The sequence below is a fragment of the Bacillus sp. NMTD17 genome (assembly GCF_002998735.1).
In the GTDB taxonomy this organism is placed as follows: domain Bacteria; phylum Bacillota; class Bacilli; order Bacillales; family Bacillaceae; genus Bacillus.
Window position 1 is genome coordinate 828,285 of sequence record NZ_PVRH01000002.1, and the last position, 16,561, is coordinate 844,845.

Genomic DNA, 16,561 nt, shown 5'->3' on the forward strand with positions numbered 1-16,561 from the left:
GTATAATACGAGTGTATCATGACCGATTGGAGTGAGTCACTGTGAAGATACATATGGAAATTTCTCATCCTGACAACCCGTCTATCCATGTTGGACAGATTGAATATTCGCATATTGAAGTTGATACATCCCCTCAAATGTTAAAAGGCCGACTACGCCTGTTTCAAGAATCTTTATTCTTTGAATACGAAGATAAAGTCTTAGAAGAAGTACCAGCAATCAAAGAATGGACGGATCTTTTAAAAGACGTTCCTTTCCTGCCAATTCTTGCTGATATCCAAAAGGAACAATTTATTGACTCGACCAATTCCGTACAGGATTTGTCGATATTTTTCTCTTTAAAATATTTCTTGCCCATCCTGACATTCGATGCTGATCGCATAGAAGAGCCGCTTTCACTAGCAAAACATGAGACTGGCCACATTGAATGGCAGGAGGACGCGGGACTTAAGGGATTATTTTCTCATGCAAGTAAAGCACAAATTTCTCAAGACACAAAAAACATTCTGCAAATCATCCTCTTTCCGCCATCTATTTCCCGGGAAAAGAGTGAAGCTCTAATCCAATCCTTGACGAAGATGTTTGTACAAATACATGGTGGAGAAAGTAAATATGAACTTATTGAAAAAGCACTGTAGCTTGACAGTGCTTTTCACATTATACTGACATAATAAAAAACGCAACACTTCGTTTATCTATGAAACGAAATACTGCGTTATAAACAAAATTATGTATTGGAGCGGGTGATGAGAATCGAACTCACGACATCAGCTTGGAAGGCTGAGGTTTTACCACTAAACTACACCCGCATCAATTTTTCAAAAGCAACGTCATCGCGTTGACTTTTATTATGTTACAACTTTCTTAACAATTCGTCAAGAGAATATGAAGATTTTTCGTCAAAAAACTTCATATTCTCCGTATATATTACGATAGTTATTTATCTAGCTGGATATAAAATAAGTATGCTTGTGACTTATTCTTCAGCGCTTGCTTTGGATTCTTCTCAATCACTTCAAGCATAGGTGAATTCCCGTCTTTCCCCATTGCCGCTGTATATGCAATCAATGCCTTTCCTCCAGAAGAGACTTTGACAGTTTCAGATTGTGCAGAAAAAACATAGTCACTTACTTTGAACGGGAAGCTTGATGTCGCTTTCGTCATTCCCTCATTCTTTTTGTCTGACCAAATACTAAATTGTGATTCATATGTATCTTTCTCATGCTTTAATTGCAAGAGCACATTCATCGTTTGGTCGGTTCCATTCTGATGTAAAGTAAAGGTGGCAGATGATGCTTCCTGATTAGCTAATCGACCATTTTTGTAATGACTCCCGATAAACGTAATACTCTTATCCTTCTTCGTTAATCCTTTTAGTGTCAAAGCCACCATTTCATTAGGGGTTGATGCTTCTAGTAAGTTTTTTTCTTTTTTTGTCAGTTTCATTTGTTCGATGGTTACTTGCTTCTTAGTAGCAGACTCCGTGTTTATTGTAGATACCGTCTTCTCGGTTGTCGTGGTTTCTTCGGCCTTCTCGCCGCATCCTGCTAATAGAAAAACAGTGAATATAAGAACACTCCATTTTTTTAACATTGAGATCCCCTTTGATGTTTTTTCTATTATACTAAAATTTGGTTGATTATACAAAAAAAAGATTAGGAGGATTCTCCTAATCTTTTGCTTTTTTCTGCTTCATTGCTGATAAGAAAGCCACAATGAGAAAACTCGCGGCAAAAATCACAATCATATAAATAAAAAAGTTTGGCTTGATCTGAAAAGTAAATGCGGATGAACCTTCCATCTCAAAAGCGAGACTGTTAAATAATAAGGCATCATTCGTTTTTGATTGAAATAAATGATAGAACAATACACCAATTGTCAGCATCGGAAAGCCTAAAAATCCTAGAAAGCCACCAACAATAGCGCCTTGTTTCATCGCCTGTACGTTCATGATCGTTGTCCTCCCATTCCCCCAAGCAATAGCTGCTTCATAATGGATTTACCATCCCCCATAAATGGAAGAAGATAGAGTAATTGAATAAAATACGTGATTGAAAAAATAAAGAAACCTGTCGAAATTGGATTTTCTTTCAGAAATAATACGGTCACAATGATCCCTGCTGCCCCGATCACACCCGGGACAAGCGGCCCAAGCAGAGTAATCCATACTTGCTTTTTCTGAAACGGATCTAATACAGGTCTCACAAATTTCACAGACATCATATCACTCGCAAAAAAGCCTTGAGGACCATCCCGTCCCGCAAATTTCCGATGCGCATAGCCGTGTGCTGCCTCATGTAAGGCGGTCCCGGTAATTAATCCAAAATAAATAATAGTAAAATAAATCGCAATGGCTGCAATCGACTGGTCAGGAATGAATAAAAAAGCGATCCCTGCCATGACCATAAAAAGCATCCAGAAAAAGATGATTTTACGCGTCACCATGAGCAAAGCCGTCCCCAAAATGTGCAGGAACGAGTGACCAGTGCAATCAAATCGTTCCTTCATTTTCACTTGATACTGTTTGAAAAATTGACAACAGGCTGTCACAATCCGATATGGTGATTGATAATGAATAGACAGCAAGTGATGCTGATTTAACCCCATTATCAGTTGATAAAAGTCACGAGAAATCACAGATTCATCGACCTGAAACAAATCGGCGAGCTCTGCGGTAATACTTGCTTCTGTCCTTTTGCCATCTACTTTCGTTAACATATGATAGGCACTTTCATTAATCGGGAGTGTGCTTCCATACTGCGTATCAGTGAGATGCCTCTTTTGTAAGGTCACATACGGCGCGAGTGCCGGTACCCGCTCAATCTTTAGCTTATTGTTAAGAAGTTGAATCATGTGAATACCTCCATGAAAAACCTTTGTATATGGCAAAGATGAGCAGACCTTCAAATGTAGCTACAAGCAGCCACTGAAGTGTTTGACTCGACTCCCCTATGACATAGTTTCCAATAAAAACAATCGGAATCATGAGTAAAATAAGTGCTCCAAATGAAAAAATACCTGTGTAGGGATTGTTTCGGTCAAGCGGAAGTAAAATACCTACCACATAAAAAAGCGCAGTGGCATTGCATAAAACAGCAGCCCCAATCAATACGTTCCAAATCTGATCAGGAAGCGTCAGCGTTGTCAGCATGAATAACGCAATTTGCAGTATACCAACAAGCAAAAGCCCGATAAACTTATACAGAGCCACTTCCCACGATCTTAGGCCAAATGTTTTGTACATCCCCAGCATTCGTTTATCATTGCCAAATGAATTGAAGGCGGTTAATCCAGCAAGAGCGCAGAGAACAAAAAACGCTTCTTCTTCAAAGCGGAATCCAAACTGATAACGGACGAATAAGATCACAATGAGGAGAATGAGAAAGTTTAAAATGTTTTCTTCATTTCGCACCTGTGATTTCATTTCCTTTACAATAAGTGACCATTTTTTTGAAGAAGAGAACGGCAGTTTGTTTAAAAAGGTTAACGCTTTTTTCTCTGCCATAATTGGCATCATCGCAAGAGAAAGAAATGCGCCGCCCGCCGATAAAAGGATGAACAGGATCAAGATTGCATAATTTACCCCTTCAGGAGACATTCCTTGAGCCGCTAAGAAAAACGGTGCTGTAAAATACATCAAATGATAATCAAACTGTATATATGATTGCTGAATTTGACTGATATCAAAATGCGTCATTCCATACGCCACAACCAGTGCTAATAAAACAAAGATCGCTGCAAATTTTTGCAACGGTAATTTTAATTTCAGAACGACCAAATAGGTAATATTATAAATGAGTTGCAGAAGCATTAAGACAAAAAGCGATTGCAAAATCACCATTAAAAAGAACGTAAAGATAAAGAAAATACCTATTCCCTGGGCAATAAAGTTAGGTAAAAGCAGGATACCGATAAAAAATAACACAAGTCCTGCCACCACTGTCACCATCGGAATAAAGTATCCAAGGCTTTTCTGAAAGGTAGAAAGCGGGAACCAGCTGAGCTGCATAGAAAAACGGTCTTGCTCAGGCGTTCTGACCTTGATCAAAATGAATAACAAGCTTGTAAATATGGATGCATTGATCGCCATTGACACAACGAGTAATCCAAGTGAACGTTCATCTCCATTTAAGAAAGCCTTCATAAAGACACCCGTAAAACTGTATCCGATGATGGCGCCCATTGTGACGGCAAACAAAAAGAATAAGATCACAATGATCCGCTTCGTCTGAGTATCAAAGAGCTTATACATCTCCTGCTGCCACATTTTAAGCATCATTCTAGAAATGATTAATGATTTCATCAAAATGTGCACCCCTATCACTTAACATTGAAGCTTTCAGAAACACCTGTTCCAATGTGCTTGATTGATACTTCTCCTTTAAGGCTGAGACCGTTCCTTCATCCATTTTATTTCCCTTAGAAATAATGGCGATTTTGTGGCACAGCTCTTCCGCTGAAAGCATATCATGCGTTGAAAGCAAGATCGCACCATGGTGCTCGGCATAACGCTTCATCAGTTTCTTTGTGTTTATAACCGCTTCAATATCAAGTCCTCTAAAGGGCTCATCCATGATCACCAATTGACTATCAAGCATAAAGGCGGCAATCAGCTGTGTCTTTTTTTTCATACCATGTGAATAGGTTTCGATCGGTCTTGATAAAGCCGAGTCCATATCAAACAGTTCAATTAGTTGATTTCTTCTATGAATTGTTTTACATTCATACATAGAAGAAACAAAATCTAAATATTCAGCACCAGTCAAAGCTTCAGGGAGTAGCAGATCATCTGGAACATAGGCTACTTGTTTTTTAAAGGATGGTTCGTCATTTGTGACGTCCTGCAAGAGAATCGTTCCTTCTGTATGCTTAATGATGCCGAGTATACAGTTAATCATCGTTGTTTTACCGGAACCATTCGGTCCAGCAACAGCAACGATTTGATGAGGGTCGATCTGTAGATGAAAATCATTGACAGCAGTCACGTTATTTTTATACGTCTTAGTTAAATTCTCGATCGTAAACATATAACCTCCAAGTGTCTGCATATTCTTTAAAAACAGATCAGGCTAAACCGCCCGCCACAGACGGTTTAGCCCTGGTGTCATTTCATAGAAGTAAAAAGATGAATCCTAAGTATAGCTACTTACATTCAATTTGGACTTTTAAGCCACTTTCCCACTGAACGGCTCCTGTAAAGCTACCCTTGCCGTTTGCTAAACACCAAACTGCTGCTCCTAGAACAACTGTTGCTCCCAATCCAAGAAGGACAGCAACAAATACTAAGAACCAAGCTTGATCCATAATAGCAGGTTCCATAGTGGAATAGTCAACTTGCGGCGCTGCATAAGTCATACTTTTCACCTCCCAGCTTATGATGATCGTATCATAGGCGTCACTCTCCAAACATCAACAGAAGATCCCATTTTTGACCGAACATACTTTTGGGTAAAATGTGACTTTTTATTCAATTATTCACTTTTAAGTGTATAACCCCTCTCTTATTAACTAGGTTTTTTCACTCCATAAGAACCACCAAACCCATATAATGTCAATTAAACCATCTTTTTTCTTCTTTTTTTGAAATAGGCCATTTTTATCATCTCCTTTATATATTCTTTCTTTTTTGTGAGATAGAAAGAATTCCCCCGATATATCAGATATAAAAGTCCTGATTATATGTCGTTATAACTCCATTTATGAAATATTTACTGATAATTCCGACAAAAAAGTGAGCATATTTTCCTTCTTCTCTTGTCACTTAAAATATGTATATACAAGAGAGATCATTGGGAAAAAAGCCCTTGCCTTCTTGAGTAACATCCAACATATGACACGCTCCTTTCTATGAAAAAGCAACCTACAGCATAGGCTTTCCCCATGATTCCACCAGCTGGCATTCTTTGTGCTTCAAATTAGATTAATCGCTTATAGAATTCATCTAAAACGATGGCGAGCATGATCTTTTCAAACAACACTTGAATGATTTGCTGCTTTCTAAAAAAACTGATCCGCACTCTCTAAGGAAACAATCTCTCTTTTCACCAACATATACACCCTTCCAATTGAAATAAAAAAGTTCATCAATTTTATTGATTATTTTTTCAGATTTATCTAAAAAATGATTGACCAGGCATGAAACAAGATTTATAGTCTTATTAAATATTTCTTATCAAAGTAGTTGGTTTTATCTAACAAAAGGAGGATACACACATGTCAGAAGAACGTCCATTCCGTTTAGAAACAAAAGCCATTCACGCAGGTCAGGAGCTTGATTCAGCAACCTATTCAAGAGCCGTGCCTATTTACCAAACAAGCTCTTTCGGTTTTAGAGATAGTGAGCATGCGGCGAATTTATTTGGACTGCAGGAACCCGGAAATATTTATTCTCGCATTATGAACCCTACAAATGACGTCTTTGAAAAACGGATCGCTGAGCTTGAGGGCGGCATTGGTGCACTTGCTGTCTCTTCTGGACAAGCAGCGACAACTTATTCTATTTTAAACATTGCAGGAGCTGGTGACGAAATTGTATCCTCCAGCAGCCTTTATGGAGGCACGTACAATTTATTTGCCCATACACTCAAAAAGCTCGGCATTACAGTGAAATTTGTTGATTCATCCAACTTGGAAGAACTCGAAGCAGCGATTACAGACAAAACGAAGGCAGTGTATGCAGAAAGCATTGGGAATCCTAAAGGCGACATTCTACATATTGAAGCCGTCTCAGCCATTGCACACAAGCACCATATTCCGCTTATTGTGGACAATACGCTCGCAAGCCCCTATTTATTAAGACCGATCGAATTTGGTGCAGACATTGTCGTCCATTCCGCTACGAAATTCATTGGCGGTCATGGTACATCAATCGGCGGTGTCATTGTCGATAGCGGCCAGTTTCCTTGGGCTGACAGTGATAAGTTCAAAGGGCTGACTGAACCAGATCCAAGTTATCACGGTCTGACGTATACCGAAGCAATTGGAGAAGCGGCTTATATCACAAAAGCACGTGTGCAGCTCTTGCGGGATTTAGGGGCTGCCCTGTCTCCATTTAACTCATTTTTACTTCTGCAAGGCCTAGAAACTTTACATTTGCGTCTCGAGCGTCATAGTGAAAATGCGTTAAAAACAGCGCAATTTTTACAAGATCACCCTCTTGTAGATTGGGTAAGCTACCCAGGTCTTGAAAGCCATGAATCTTATGAGCTTGCTCAAACCTATTTGCCAAAAGGACAAGGCGCCATTCTCACATTCGGTATTAAAGGTGGGCGAGCAGCTGGTAAAAAGCTCATTGATTCCGTTAAGCTGTTCTCACACCTTGCAAATGTCGGCGATTCTAAATCACTGATTATTCATCCTGCCAGCACAACGCATCAACAATTAAGTGAAGCAGAACAAAAAACGACAGGCGTCACACCAGAACTCATTCGTTTATCTGTTGGAACAGAAGCGATTGAAGACATCCTTGCAGATCTTGAACAGGCGATCACAAAAAGCCAGGCTGAATGAAATAGAAAAAGCACACCTCTGTGTGCTTTTTTTTATGAGTCATTAATCATTGAGTAGTCGAATGTCTTGGAAAGGATAAAACACAAATGAAGTCGTTCCTTGAATATCACTCTTTGTAAAAAGACCTAAGCCATTGCGGCTGTCCATTGAGTTTTGACGATTGTCACCCATGACAAAATACTTGCCTTTTGGAACGGTAAGAGGGCCAAAATCAGGTGTCAGCAAGGTCCCATCTGCGGCTGCTTTCTTTTTGTTTGACGCTAAGTAAGGCTCCGACACTTTTTGACCATTGACATATAGCTGGTCATTTTTCATTTCAATTTTATCACCAGGTAAACCAATTAATCGTTTTACATAATGAGTGCTGCGGTCTTCCCCATCAAGAACAATGATCTGTCCCCGTTTGTAATCGCCGAAGTAATCAACCGTTTTATTCACAAAAACCCGCTCTGTATTATGCAATGTTGGATCCATAGAGGTCCCTTTTACAATATACGGTGCGAATAAAAAGTTACGAATGATAAAAACAGCGATGAATGCGATTAAGATCGCTTTGAGCCAGCCCCATACTTCTGATTTCTTTTTTTGTGTTTTTGTATTTGTTGTCATAAGCTCCTCCTGAAATCCCCTAGGACGAAATGAGTTCCGCCAGCTGCACGCCAGCATCACGCTTGTATCACCCTAAATATAAACATATTTTGCCAACAAATCAAGCGGTGAGAGAGAAAAAGGCAAGCACCCTTCTGTGCTTGCCCAAAACTCAGTTACTTAGCAGAAGAATCCTCTTCTTTTTCTTTTGATTTACCATAGAAATAATCAGATGGATTCACTGGTTTAAAGTCAGACAGCTTATGGAATCGAAGAAGATCCCTATAAAGCACTTTATCTGAAAGGCTTAACTGATTATCGACACGGGCTTTAATCGCCTCTGTCTTTTTATTTTGTTTCACAACTTTACCTGTTTTTGTATCGTAGACAGTGTTATCTACGAGTGTATATTTTGGTGTCACATAGTTTCCGTTACGGAATGCAACAGTTTGATCATGCTTCTTAGAGAATAGATCTGTTCCAAAATTCACATACTCATTTGAATCAATACCTTGTAAGTGAAGAAGCGTAGGCATCACGTCTACTTCACCACCATACGTATGGTTCACGCCGCCCTGTTTGCCAGGAATACGAATCATGAGTGGTACACGCTGGTTTTGTGCGTTTTGATAAGGTGTAATTTCTTTCCCTTGAATTTCGCTCATTGCACGGTTATGGTTTTCAGAAATACCGTTGTGATCACCATATAATAAAATGACCGAGTCTTTATACATACCTGATTTTTTCAAGTCTTTAAAGAATTGCTCTAATGACTCATCTAGATATCTTGCTGTTTGGAAGTAGTTATCTACTGTTTTGTCACCAGTTGTTGCCTTAGCAATTGTCGCATCTTTTTCATCTAAATTAAATGGATAGTGATTAGTCAATGTCATTAAATGTGCATAAAATGGCTTTTTCATTGATTCTAGCATCGGGATTGATTCTTTGAAGAATGGTTTATCCTTCAGACCCATATTCACAAGATTTTCTTCATCCATGTTGTAATATGAAGCATCGAAGAATTGATCATATCCCATATGCTTATAAATCGTGTCACGGTTCCAGAAAGATTTATAGTCCCCGTGAAGCACTGCGCTCGTATAGCCTGCTTTTTGATCTAGGATGGCAGGGAGTGATTGGTAAGTATTTTCACCTTTTGTCACAAACGCTGCTCCCTCTGGCAAGCCGAACATACTATTATCCATCATTAGCTCAGCATCAGCTGTCTTTCCTTGACCTGTCTGATGGAAGAAGTTGTCGAAATACGTAAAATCCTCTTTACCATGAGCTAGTTTGTTTAAAAACGGCGTCACTTCTTCTCCATTTAGTTTGTAGTCAATTAAGAAAGACTGGAAGCTTTCTAAATGGATTTTAATGATGTTTTTCCCTTTTGCTTTACCAAAATACTCTGCGTTTGGCTTCGCATAGTGAGAAGCCGTATAGTTTACAACATCCGTTAAATCTTCACTGCTCGCATTTGCTACCTGTGTTGCATTTTGTGCTGATTGTACTCCGTCATAAATCGTATAATTATAAACACCTAAGTATTTGACAACATACTTGTGATCAAATGTTCTTGTTAATAATTCTGGACGGTCCTTTTCAGCTAAATGAAGGTTTACAAAAAACAGTCCTACACCTGCAGCCACAATCAGCAGTGCAAATGTCTTTTTCATTTGGAATTTTTTCACTTCTGGTCTCCAAATCACAATCGCAATCAAGATAATGATATCAAGGAAATACAAAAGGTCATGCGGCTTAATACTAGATAATACACCGCCAGTCATGCCTCCTCCAAGATTGCCTGCTTGCTTCATTGTGGAGAAAGTCAAAAAGTCATCAAAGAAACGGTAGTACGCTACATTCGCATATAAAAGTGCGGTCATAATAAAGTCAATAACAATTAAAACAATGGCAGATTTACGACCCTTCAAAAAGAGAGCCAGTCCCAAAAACACAATGGCTGAACTAAATGGATTTAATAAGAGAAGCCCCTCTTGAAAAGAACCTTTCACTCCTAAATTAAAGTCCATTTTGTAGGCAGCGTACGATTTCGCCCAAAATAAAAGGACAGCCAATACAAAAAAGCTATATTTGTTCGCAAATATTTTTTTCATAAAACCTCTTCTTTCTTAGTTATCGTTCTGATATAAATGAAATCATAAAAAATTTACATTGATTTTGCAAATGTAAATCTTCTTCACCAAGCATTCCGATGCTCTGTTTCCGCCGGACATATGTGCTCCTTTAATATAACGTATGAGAAGCTTCAAAGGTTTCAAAAAAAATACGAGTAAATAAAAGGAAAAATATCCATTTACACTTCATTTACACACACTTCATGTTTTAGTGGATGAAGAAGGGTTTGTAAGTCACTCAGTACTACTTTACTTTTTTCATCTATTCGTGTCAAAGTAATTATAAAGAAAAGGAAGAATCACCTAGGCCTTTCGACTCTTTCACCTAAATTTATACAAAATTAGATACATAATCCATTTGTTTTTTATTGTGACTCACCCTCCAACAATCCATGTATTTTCTCTCCCTCTGTCAATCTAAAAAAGTTTTAAGCAAAAAAAAGCTTGATTTCTCCTTCTGATGTGCGGTGTGATAAAGATATAGATTTTCAAAAAGCAGGCTGGAGGACATCACATGAAGAATAACAAACAAATAAGCGCATTTAAAGAAAGATTTTCAGCAGAAATAGATCACATCATTGCTGTCACAGGACCTTCAGGAGTAGGCGCAGGAAAAACCGGACAGGAATCTCTTTGGACCGCTTCTATTCCACTGATTGCATGGAAGGAAAAAGACCTCATCACAACCGAAAACATAAGGCTCTGCTGGTTAACAGATGAAGAGGGCTTGCGGGAAAAGCAGGCACAATTACATAAAGAATCAATCGTGACACTTCAGGTCCGAAAAGGTGAAGGTGAGTTCATGCTTGTATCACTCATCGATACAGATACACAGGATCAAGAGCTTCAAGAGATACGAGAAGAAGCTCAAAAACCTGTCTTTTACCATGATGACATGCTGGGCACCTTTGAATTAGTGAAAGGACTAGACTTATTTGAAACAACGATCCAATGGAGCAATCAAGAGTGCCTGCTCTACTTCAACCTCGAAGAAGATGAAAAAGTAAACGACTCTCTTCGAACCGCTAGACAACTCATGGAAGAGCAGACCACATGGAACTCTTCCATTAAATCATTTGCAGCAAATCAACTGATTGAACTAGCTAAAGACTGGCAGGCACAAGATGACTCCGCTGAAAAACAAGAAGAGCTCACACTGGATCAATTTATGAGCCGCATCTCACTCGAAAGCCTTCATGCTTACCCAGATGGAGAGTTTGAAGTGTACTGTCATGACGGTGATTTATTTTGGGGACATGTCATCATTGTCTCAGGCAATATCAATGGCACGTTTCAAGATGCCCACATTGCAGGCTAAAGATTGAGGGATAAGTAATGGAGATAAAGGCTTTTCACGAATTAGAACAACTGGGAAAAACACCCATCGTGGCTAAGATTGGCGGTTTTCGTCCTGATCCAGCAGCACACAGCTGGTTTGCCAGTCATTTCTTCATCCACCCCGATCAAGGCTGGCCAGCAGATCAAGATGGTGTCATGATTCCGATCTTACAAATTTATTCACCTGAAGTGCCAGGAGGAATGAACGGATGCAATGAATGTAAGATGATTCAAATCTTTCTTAATCAGAAAGCACTTCCGATTGATATCACCAAAAACGGCGAAGGCTGGAAGCTTATTGAATACGCAACTATGGAAGGATTCGAAGTAGTTGAGACTCCAGAAGAAGTGAGAGGACTCAAACCCTTTCAAATTCAATGGAATGAAAGTGAGCAAAAGGACTTCCCTTGCTGGGAAAAAGCGTGGTCATATGTTGATTTATCAGAAGTAAATGAAAGTGAGGAAGCGACAGAACACTTCTTTAAGCAATACACAAATTATTCATTCACAAAAATCGATGGATATGGCGCATATATTCAATCCCCACCCCGTCATCAACCAGGAGAATTCATGCTGCAAATCGCCCCAGAAGAAAAACCTCGGTTTATGATTGGTGATAACGGCACGATGTATTTCTATTACGACAAAGACAAAAAAGAATGGTTGATGTACTGGGATTGTTTTTAAAGGTTTATTGAATGAAACCTTTCCTTCTTCTAAGCGTAGGAAATAATATGGGGGGAGGAACCAAAATGGGATTCATTTTCGATATCTTTTCACTTGCTGTTATATCCCTTTTCTACAGGTAGATGAAGAGGATATCTCTAGAAATGCAGCGCATCTCAAAAAATTCAGCTGGTTTCACACGTTATTAAATGATCCAACTTTCAGGAATCTCATCATTTATCATCCAGATGTCAGACAAGTCATTGGCAGATGTAACACGGATAAACTCCATCACAAGCGATATAACTTAAAATGCGAACGTAAAGTGCTGAAAGCATTACGTCGTGCTATGTAAATGTACAAAAAGAGCCGCACTTTCCTGTGGCTCTTTTCATCGTTCTCTAAGAAAACATTTGACGCCTGGACAACTCTCCCCGTATATTATGTATAAATCCATCTTTTTCATAGAAAAGGGGGCTTTACATGCGCTTGTTTAAGTACTGGAGAAAAAAGCAGCCTAAACAGCAGGTCACTTCAGAAAAGCAAGAAGACAGCATCCCAATCAACTTCTCCACACTTCCCTTTGGCACAGACACCGTAGACGATTTTTTGTTCAACTTAGACCTAACCTCAAAGCTCACAGATCCCTATAAAGAAACAGATCCGAGCAAATGAACCTAGACCTTCATGAATCCTCATCCAATCCTGGATGATTTTTTTATACTCGATGAGAGGTGTGCCCCATGAAAACATATTATATCGTCAGACATTGCCAAGCAAATGGACAATCCGAGGATGCGTCTTTAACGCCTCAAGGCATCGCACAATCTCACGAACTAGCACAGTTCTTTTCCGGTATCCATCTCAATCAGATCATCTCAAGTCCTTATAAACGAGCGATCCAAACCACTGAGCCCCTTGCTCATGTGAAACAGCTCGAGGTACAAATTGATCAGCGTCTTTCTGAACGTGTGTTAAGCAGCAAACCAATGGACGATTGGTATGAGAAACTAAAGCTCAGTTTTTCGGACTTACATATGACCTGTGAAGGCGGAGAATCGAGCCAAGAAGCGATGAACCGTATTGTAGAGGCACTCTATGAACAAATAAAATTAGGAAAAGATCGTACCTTATTCGCCACACATGGCAATATTATGAGCCTGCTTCTAAAACACGCCGATCCCACGATTGGATTCAAGGAGTGGGATCAGCTAAGCAATCCAGATGTCTATGTTCTGCAATATTTTAGACCAGATCATGTAGAAATAGAGCGAATATGGCATAAGTAAAAAAACGGCAGAATGAATTCTGCCGTTTCCTCATCTATTGATGATAATAAAATGCCTCTACCCACTCATAGGGCTTCTTACGCTCCGCACACCATTTCATAAAGCCTCTTGTCTCCGTCTGCTGAAATTCCTTCCAATCCGATAAAAGCTGGTTATAGTAGACCGAATGTTTTTCAACATTGGTACGAATCCTCTTATCTTCAATCAGTGTCATGACATCTTCAATGCCCTGAATTCGCTCTTGATCTTTCTCATAGGTGCTTAAATAAAGATCTTCATGTATATGATGAAACGAATACCATAAGGCCGATAGATAGGTTTCACAAATTTGAACTATCACACGCTGCTCCTTGCTGCCTCCAAGCTCTAGTGCCTTCAATAAGTAAGGCAGCCCTTCTCCCTGATGCACGAACAAGCCTTGCCAGCGATATGGTCTCACATCCATTGGATCAACATTCTCCCACTCTTGCAGAACGGGCTGAATCACCTCATTTACCAATGGAAACACAAGCAAATGATGACCATCCTCAAACCGTTCAATCCACTCAAACAGCCAAGCAACAAATACACGCTTTGCTTCAACCTCGTTCTCCTTCATCTCCGCAATAAAGGACTGAAGAACTTTAAGCGCATCTTTACGCAGACCCTGCTCTTTTCTCTCACAGTACTGTCTAAAAAGCGGATAATCTCGTGATCCCTCGTCTTCAATGATGGTCTGTAATATCGTCTTCGTTTGCAAGATAACAACTCCGCCCCTCTAAATTCATTCTATTTATCTCCTATAGCCAATTGTAACGTCCACATGAAACAGTACAAAGATGAGAAGCTCTTATTTATCGAAACAAAACTAGATTCCTTAACGTTGATTCACCCAATCTATATAACGCTTTTGAATCACTTTTTTGATTTTATCGTAGTTCTCCCAACGATCTTCAACATAATACACGCTTTCAGCTGCTGAGAATGTCTCCCCGTAGTCATCTAAACACAAGCCATGTTCAAAATCGAGATAATCCTAGGCGAATTCATTTCCTTCAGCATTTAGCATATTCTATTGGTCCTTCTTATTTCAAGGGAGGCAGCTACACGATCTGCTTGATAAGAGTGGTATAACGCCTAACTGCTGTTGCAAAATTTTCTAATAAGTTTATATTTTCATCTAAATAACTCGTTTTAACCACAAAAAAACGTTTCACCATTGTGGTGAAACGTTAGGTTGACGGTAAAAACCGATCATGAAACTTTTAATAGATACCGGTGGCCGGGGTCGAACCGGCACTCCGTGAGGAACACGATTTTGAGTCGTGCGCGTCTGCCAATTCCGCCACACCGGCATGATCATTAAAGAGCGCAACTTATGATAAAAAATAATGGTGCCGAGGGCCGGACTTGAACCGGCACGGTAGTCACCTACCGCAGGATTTTAAGTCCTGTGTGTCTGCCAATTCCACCACCCCGGCAGTCTTTTCAAAAAAGGCGACACCCGGATTTGAACCGGGGATAAAGGTTTTGCAGACCTCTGCCTTACCACTTGGCTATGCCGCCATTATTGGAGCGGAAGACGGGATTCGAACCCGCGACCCCCACCTTGGCAAGGTGGTGTTCTACCACTGAACTACTTCCGCAAATCAACTGGGCTAGCTGGATTCGAACCAACGCATGACGGAGTCAAAGTCCGTTGCCTTACCGCTTGGCTATAGCCCAATAATAAAATGGGGCGATTGATGGGAATCGAACCCACGAGTGCCAGAGCCACAATCTGGTGCGTTAACCACTTCGCCACAACCGCCATAGATGTTATGAATCATATTAAGAAAATTGGCAGGGGCAGTAGGAATCGAACCCACACCGGAGGTTTTGGAGACCTCTGTTCTACCTTTAAACTATGCCCCTATGAAAACAAAAATGGTGGAGGGGGGCGGATTCGAACCGCCGAACCCGGAGGGAGCGGATTTACAGTCCGCCGCGTTTAGCCACTTCGCTACCCCTCCACATTTGAAAAACAGTGCCGGCAAGAGGACTTGAACCCCCAACCTACTGATTACAAGTCAGTTGCTCTACCAATTGAGCTACACCGGCAAATAGTGGTGGCTCGGGACGGAATCGAACCGCCGACACACGGATTTTCAGTCCGTTGCTCTACCAACTGAGCTACCGAGCCAAGTATTCTTTTTAAAAATGGCGGTCCGGACGGGACTCGAACCCGCGACCTCCTGCGTGACAGGCAGGCATTCTAACCAACTGAACTACCGGACCATTTTGGTTGCGGGGGCAGGATTTGAACCTGCGACCTTCGGGTTATGAGCCCGACGAGCTACCGAACTGCTCCACCCCGCGACGATATAAAAGATATGGTGGAGGATGACGGGCTCGAACCGCCGACCCTCTGCTTGTAAGGCAGATGCTCTCCCAGCTGAGCTAATCCTCCGAATAAAAATACTGGTGTATATTCTATAAAATGGTGACCCGTACGGGATTCGAACCCGTGTTACCGCCGTGAAAGGGCGGTGTCTTAACCGCTTGACCAACGGGCCCTTTATTATGTAAATTGTGGCGGAGAGCAAGGGATTCGAACCCTTGAGACGGGGTTACCGCCTACACGATTTCCAATCGTGCTCCTTCGGCCACTCGGACAGCTCTCCAAATTGGCTCCGCAGGTAGGATTCGAACCTACGACCGATCGGTTAACAGCCGATAGCTCTACCACTGAGCTACTGCGGAATGAAGAAAGCCTGGCGATGTCCTACTCTCACAGGGGGAGACCCCCAACTACCATCGGCGCTGAAGAGCTTAACTTCCGTGTTCGGCATGGGAACGGGTGTGACCTCTTCGCCATCATCACCAGACAATTTAGTGACAAAAGATATTATACTATGTATTGAAAATAAATCAAGAGATATTTTAAAAATGTTCTCTCAAAACTAGATAACAATGTTCAAGCTTCACATTAGAATATAGGTTAAGTCCTCGATCTATTAGTATCTGTCAGCTCCACGTGTCACCACGCTTCCACCTCAGACCTATCAACCTGAT

The 16,561-nt window shown here is 40.6% G+C and carries 15 protein-coding genes, 17 tRNA genes and 1 rRNA gene; 6 read left to right on the top strand and 27 right to left on the bottom strand.

Features of this window, described 5'->3' with window-relative positions:
- The first annotated feature begins 41 nt into the window (after nt 1-41).
- Nucleotides 42-638, top strand: coding sequence for a hypothetical protein (locus C6347_RS09335; RefSeq protein ID WP_223253325.1), 597 nt, complete (start codon nt 42-44; stop codon nt 636-638).
- Between the two features lie 97 nt (nt 639-735).
- Here C6347_RS09335 and C6347_RS09340 read toward each other — a convergent pair.
- The 7 genes from C6347_RS09340 to C6347_RS09370 form a co-directional block, all read right to left on the bottom strand.
- Nucleotides 736-809, bottom strand: a tRNA-Gly gene (locus C6347_RS09340).
- Nucleotides 810-936: 127 nt separating this feature from the next.
- Entirely contained in the window at nt 937-1,593 is a 657-nt protein-coding gene (locus C6347_RS09345; RefSeq protein WP_106036591.1) for a hypothetical protein, read from the bottom strand.
- A gap of 76 nt (nt 1,594-1,669) precedes the next feature.
- Nucleotides 1,670-1,951 carry a hypothetical protein gene (locus C6347_RS09350; protein ID WP_060595836.1) on the bottom strand — a complete coding sequence of 94 codons (282 nt, stop codon included), beginning with the start codon at nt 1,949-1,951 and terminating at the stop codon, nt 1,670-1,672.
- A complete protein-coding gene (locus C6347_RS09355; protein WP_060595835.1) occupies nt 1,948-2,853 on the bottom strand; it encodes a PqqD family protein in 906 nt (301 codons plus the stop codon). The genes C6347_RS09350 and C6347_RS09355 overlap by 4 nt, the downstream gene beginning before the upstream one ends.
- Nucleotides 2,837-4,303 carry a hypothetical protein gene (locus tag C6347_RS09360; protein WP_106071603.1) on the bottom strand — a complete coding sequence of 489 codons (1,467 nt, stop codon included), beginning with the start codon at nt 4,301-4,303 and terminating at the stop codon, nt 2,837-2,839. Before C6347_RS09360 ends, C6347_RS09355 begins: the two co-directional genes overlap by 17 nt.
- Entirely contained in the window at nt 4,281-5,027 is a 747-nt protein-coding gene (locus C6347_RS09365) for an ABC transporter ATP-binding protein (RefSeq protein ID WP_034663820.1), read from the bottom strand. Before C6347_RS09365 ends, C6347_RS09360 begins: the two co-directional genes overlap by 23 nt.
- A gap of 115 nt (nt 5,028-5,142) precedes the next feature.
- Nucleotides 5,143-5,355 (bottom strand): hypothetical protein, encoded by a 213-nt coding sequence (locus C6347_RS09370; protein WP_003211695.1) that lies wholly within the window; start codon nt 5,353-5,355, stop codon nt 5,143-5,145.
- Between the two features lie 858 nt (nt 5,356-6,213).
- On the opposite strand from C6347_RS09370, the gene C6347_RS09375 reads away from it, so the two are divergent.
- The gene (locus tag C6347_RS09375) at nt 6,214-7,509 is read left to right on the top strand and encodes a homocysteine synthase (RefSeq protein ID WP_106071604.1); all 1,296 of its coding nucleotides are present in this window, start codon (nt 6,214-6,216) and stop codon (nt 7,507-7,509) included.
- 42 nt (nt 7,510-7,551) lie between these two features.
- Here the strand turns inward: C6347_RS09375 and lepB are convergent, their stop codons facing one another.
- Nucleotides 7,552-8,118, bottom strand: a complete 567-nt coding sequence (gene lepB, locus C6347_RS09380; protein ID WP_106071605.1) for a signal peptidase I — start codon at nt 8,116-8,118, stop codon at nt 7,552-7,554.
- 155 nt (nt 8,119-8,273) lie between these two features.
- Nucleotides 8,274-10,214, bottom strand: coding sequence for a lipoteichoic acid synthase (ltaS, locus tag C6347_RS09385; protein ID WP_034663829.1), 1,941 nt, complete (start codon nt 10,212-10,214; stop codon nt 8,274-8,276).
- A 535-nt stretch (nt 10,215-10,749) separates the two neighbouring features.
- Between ltaS and C6347_RS09390 the strand changes: the two genes are divergently transcribed.
- The 4 genes from C6347_RS09390 (at nt 10,750) to C6347_RS09410 (ending at nt 13,528) form a co-directional block, all read left to right on the top strand.
- Nucleotides 10,750-11,553 carry a DUF2262 domain-containing protein gene (locus C6347_RS09390; protein WP_060595830.1) on the top strand — a complete coding sequence of 268 codons (804 nt, stop codon included), beginning with the start codon at nt 10,750-10,752 and terminating at the stop codon, nt 11,551-11,553.
- 17 nt (nt 11,554-11,570) lie between these two features.
- The gene (locus C6347_RS09395) at nt 11,571-12,260 is read left to right on the top strand and encodes a DUF1963 domain-containing protein (protein ID WP_106071606.1); all 690 of its coding nucleotides are present in this window, start codon (nt 11,571-11,573) and stop codon (nt 12,258-12,260) included.
- Between the two features lie 462 nt (nt 12,261-12,722).
- Nucleotides 12,723-12,914: a hypothetical protein gene (locus C6347_RS09405; protein WP_106071607.1), complete on the top strand. Its 192-nt coding sequence runs from the start codon at nt 12,723-12,725 to the stop codon at nt 12,912-12,914.
- A gap of 68 nt (nt 12,915-12,982) precedes the next feature.
- A complete protein-coding gene (locus C6347_RS09410) occupies nt 12,983-13,528 on the top strand; it encodes a histidine phosphatase family protein (RefSeq protein ID WP_106071608.1) in 546 nt (181 codons plus the stop codon).
- Between the two features lie 34 nt (nt 13,529-13,562).
- On the opposite strand, the gene C6347_RS09415 is transcribed toward C6347_RS09410, so the two are convergent.
- From C6347_RS09415 to rrf, 18 genes are all read right to left on the bottom strand, one after another.
- On the bottom strand, nt 13,563-14,267 hold the full coding sequence (locus C6347_RS09415; RefSeq protein ID WP_106071609.1) for a hypothetical protein: 705 nt from the start codon (nt 14,265-14,267) through the stop codon (nt 13,563-13,565).
- A gap of 513 nt (nt 14,268-14,780) precedes the next feature.
- Nucleotides 14,781-14,862, bottom strand: a tRNA-Leu gene (locus C6347_RS09420).
- 37 nt (nt 14,863-14,899) lie between these two features.
- A tRNA-Leu gene (locus C6347_RS09425) sits at nt 14,900-14,988 on the bottom strand.
- Nucleotides 14,989-15,002: 14 nt separating this feature from the next.
- A tRNA-Cys gene (locus C6347_RS09430) sits at nt 15,003-15,073 on the bottom strand.
- A gap of 5 nt (nt 15,074-15,078) precedes the next feature.
- A tRNA-Gly gene (locus C6347_RS09435) sits at nt 15,079-15,153 on the bottom strand.
- A 7-nt stretch (nt 15,154-15,160) separates the two neighbouring features.
- A tRNA-Gln gene (locus C6347_RS09440) sits at nt 15,161-15,232 on the bottom strand.
- 9 nt (nt 15,233-15,241) lie between these two features.
- Nucleotides 15,242-15,317: transfer RNA gene (locus C6347_RS09445), tRNA-His, on the bottom strand.
- Nucleotides 15,318-15,347: 30 nt separating this feature from the next.
- A tRNA-Trp gene (locus C6347_RS09450) sits at nt 15,348-15,421 on the bottom strand.
- Between the two features lie 13 nt (nt 15,422-15,434).
- Nucleotides 15,435-15,519 (bottom strand) — tRNA-Tyr (locus C6347_RS09455).
- Between the two features lie 15 nt (nt 15,520-15,534).
- A tRNA-Thr gene (locus C6347_RS09460) sits at nt 15,535-15,607 on the bottom strand.
- 6 nt (nt 15,608-15,613) lie between these two features.
- Nucleotides 15,614-15,689, bottom strand: a tRNA-Phe gene (locus tag C6347_RS09465).
- A gap of 18 nt (nt 15,690-15,707) precedes the next feature.
- Nucleotides 15,708-15,784: transfer RNA gene (locus C6347_RS09470), tRNA-Asp, on the bottom strand.
- A gap of 4 nt (nt 15,785-15,788) precedes the next feature.
- Nucleotides 15,789-15,865 (bottom strand) — tRNA-Met (locus tag C6347_RS09475).
- A 15-nt stretch (nt 15,866-15,880) separates the two neighbouring features.
- Nucleotides 15,881-15,956, bottom strand: a tRNA-Val gene (locus tag C6347_RS09480).
- Nucleotides 15,957-15,987: 31 nt separating this feature from the next.
- Nucleotides 15,988-16,062 (bottom strand) — tRNA-Glu (locus tag C6347_RS09485).
- Between the two features lie 17 nt (nt 16,063-16,079).
- A tRNA-Ser gene (locus tag C6347_RS09490) sits at nt 16,080-16,170 on the bottom strand.
- 4 nt (nt 16,171-16,174) lie between these two features.
- A tRNA-Asn gene (locus C6347_RS09495) sits at nt 16,175-16,249 on the bottom strand.
- A gap of 9 nt (nt 16,250-16,258) precedes the next feature.
- A 5S ribosomal RNA gene (gene rrf, locus C6347_RS09500) occupies nt 16,259-16,374 on the bottom strand.
- Nucleotides 16,375-16,561 lie beyond the last annotated feature (187 nt).

Bases quoted from the DNA above. Each gene is read 5' to 3' on its own strand.
- C6347_RS09345 (WP_106036591.1), bottom strand. From the start codon at position 1,593: ATGTTAAAAAAATGGAGTGTTCTTATATTCACTGTTTTTCTATTAGCA.
- C6347_RS09350 (WP_060595836.1), bottom strand. From the start codon at position 1,951: ATGAACGTACAGGCGATGAAACAAGGCGCTATTGTTGGTGGCTTTCTA.
- C6347_RS09355 (WP_060595835.1), bottom strand. From the start codon at position 2,853: ATGATTCAACTTCTTAACAATAAGCTAAAGATTGAGCGGGTACCGGCA.
- C6347_RS09360 (WP_106071603.1), bottom strand. From the start codon at position 4,303: ATGAAATCATTAATCATTTCTAGAATGATGCTTAAAATGTGGCAGCAG.
- C6347_RS09365 (WP_034663820.1), bottom strand. From the start codon at position 5,027: ATGTTTACGATCGAGAATTTAACTAAGACGTATAAAAATAACGTGACT.
- C6347_RS09370 (WP_003211695.1), bottom strand. From the start codon at position 5,355: ATGACTTATGCAGCGCCGCAAGTTGACTATTCCACTATGGAACCTGCT.
- C6347_RS09375 (WP_106071604.1), top strand. From the start codon at position 6,214: ATGTCAGAAGAACGTCCATTCCGTTTAGAAACAAAAGCCATTCACGCA.
- lepB (WP_106071605.1), bottom strand. From the start codon at position 8,118: ATGACAACAAATACAAAAACACAAAAAAAGAAATCAGAAGTATGGGGC.
- ltaS (WP_034663829.1), bottom strand. From the start codon at position 10,214: ATGAAAAAAATATTTGCGAACAAATATAGCTTTTTTGTATTGGCTGTC.
- C6347_RS09390 (WP_060595830.1), top strand. From the start codon at position 10,750: ATGAAGAATAACAAACAAATAAGCGCATTTAAAGAAAGATTTTCAGCA.
- C6347_RS09395 (WP_106071606.1), top strand. From the start codon at position 11,571: ATGGAGATAAAGGCTTTTCACGAATTAGAACAACTGGGAAAAACACCC.
- C6347_RS09405 (WP_106071607.1), top strand. From the start codon at position 12,723: ATGCGCTTGTTTAAGTACTGGAGAAAAAAGCAGCCTAAACAGCAGGTC.
- C6347_RS09410 (WP_106071608.1), top strand. From the start codon at position 12,983: ATGAAAACATATTATATCGTCAGACATTGCCAAGCAAATGGACAATCC.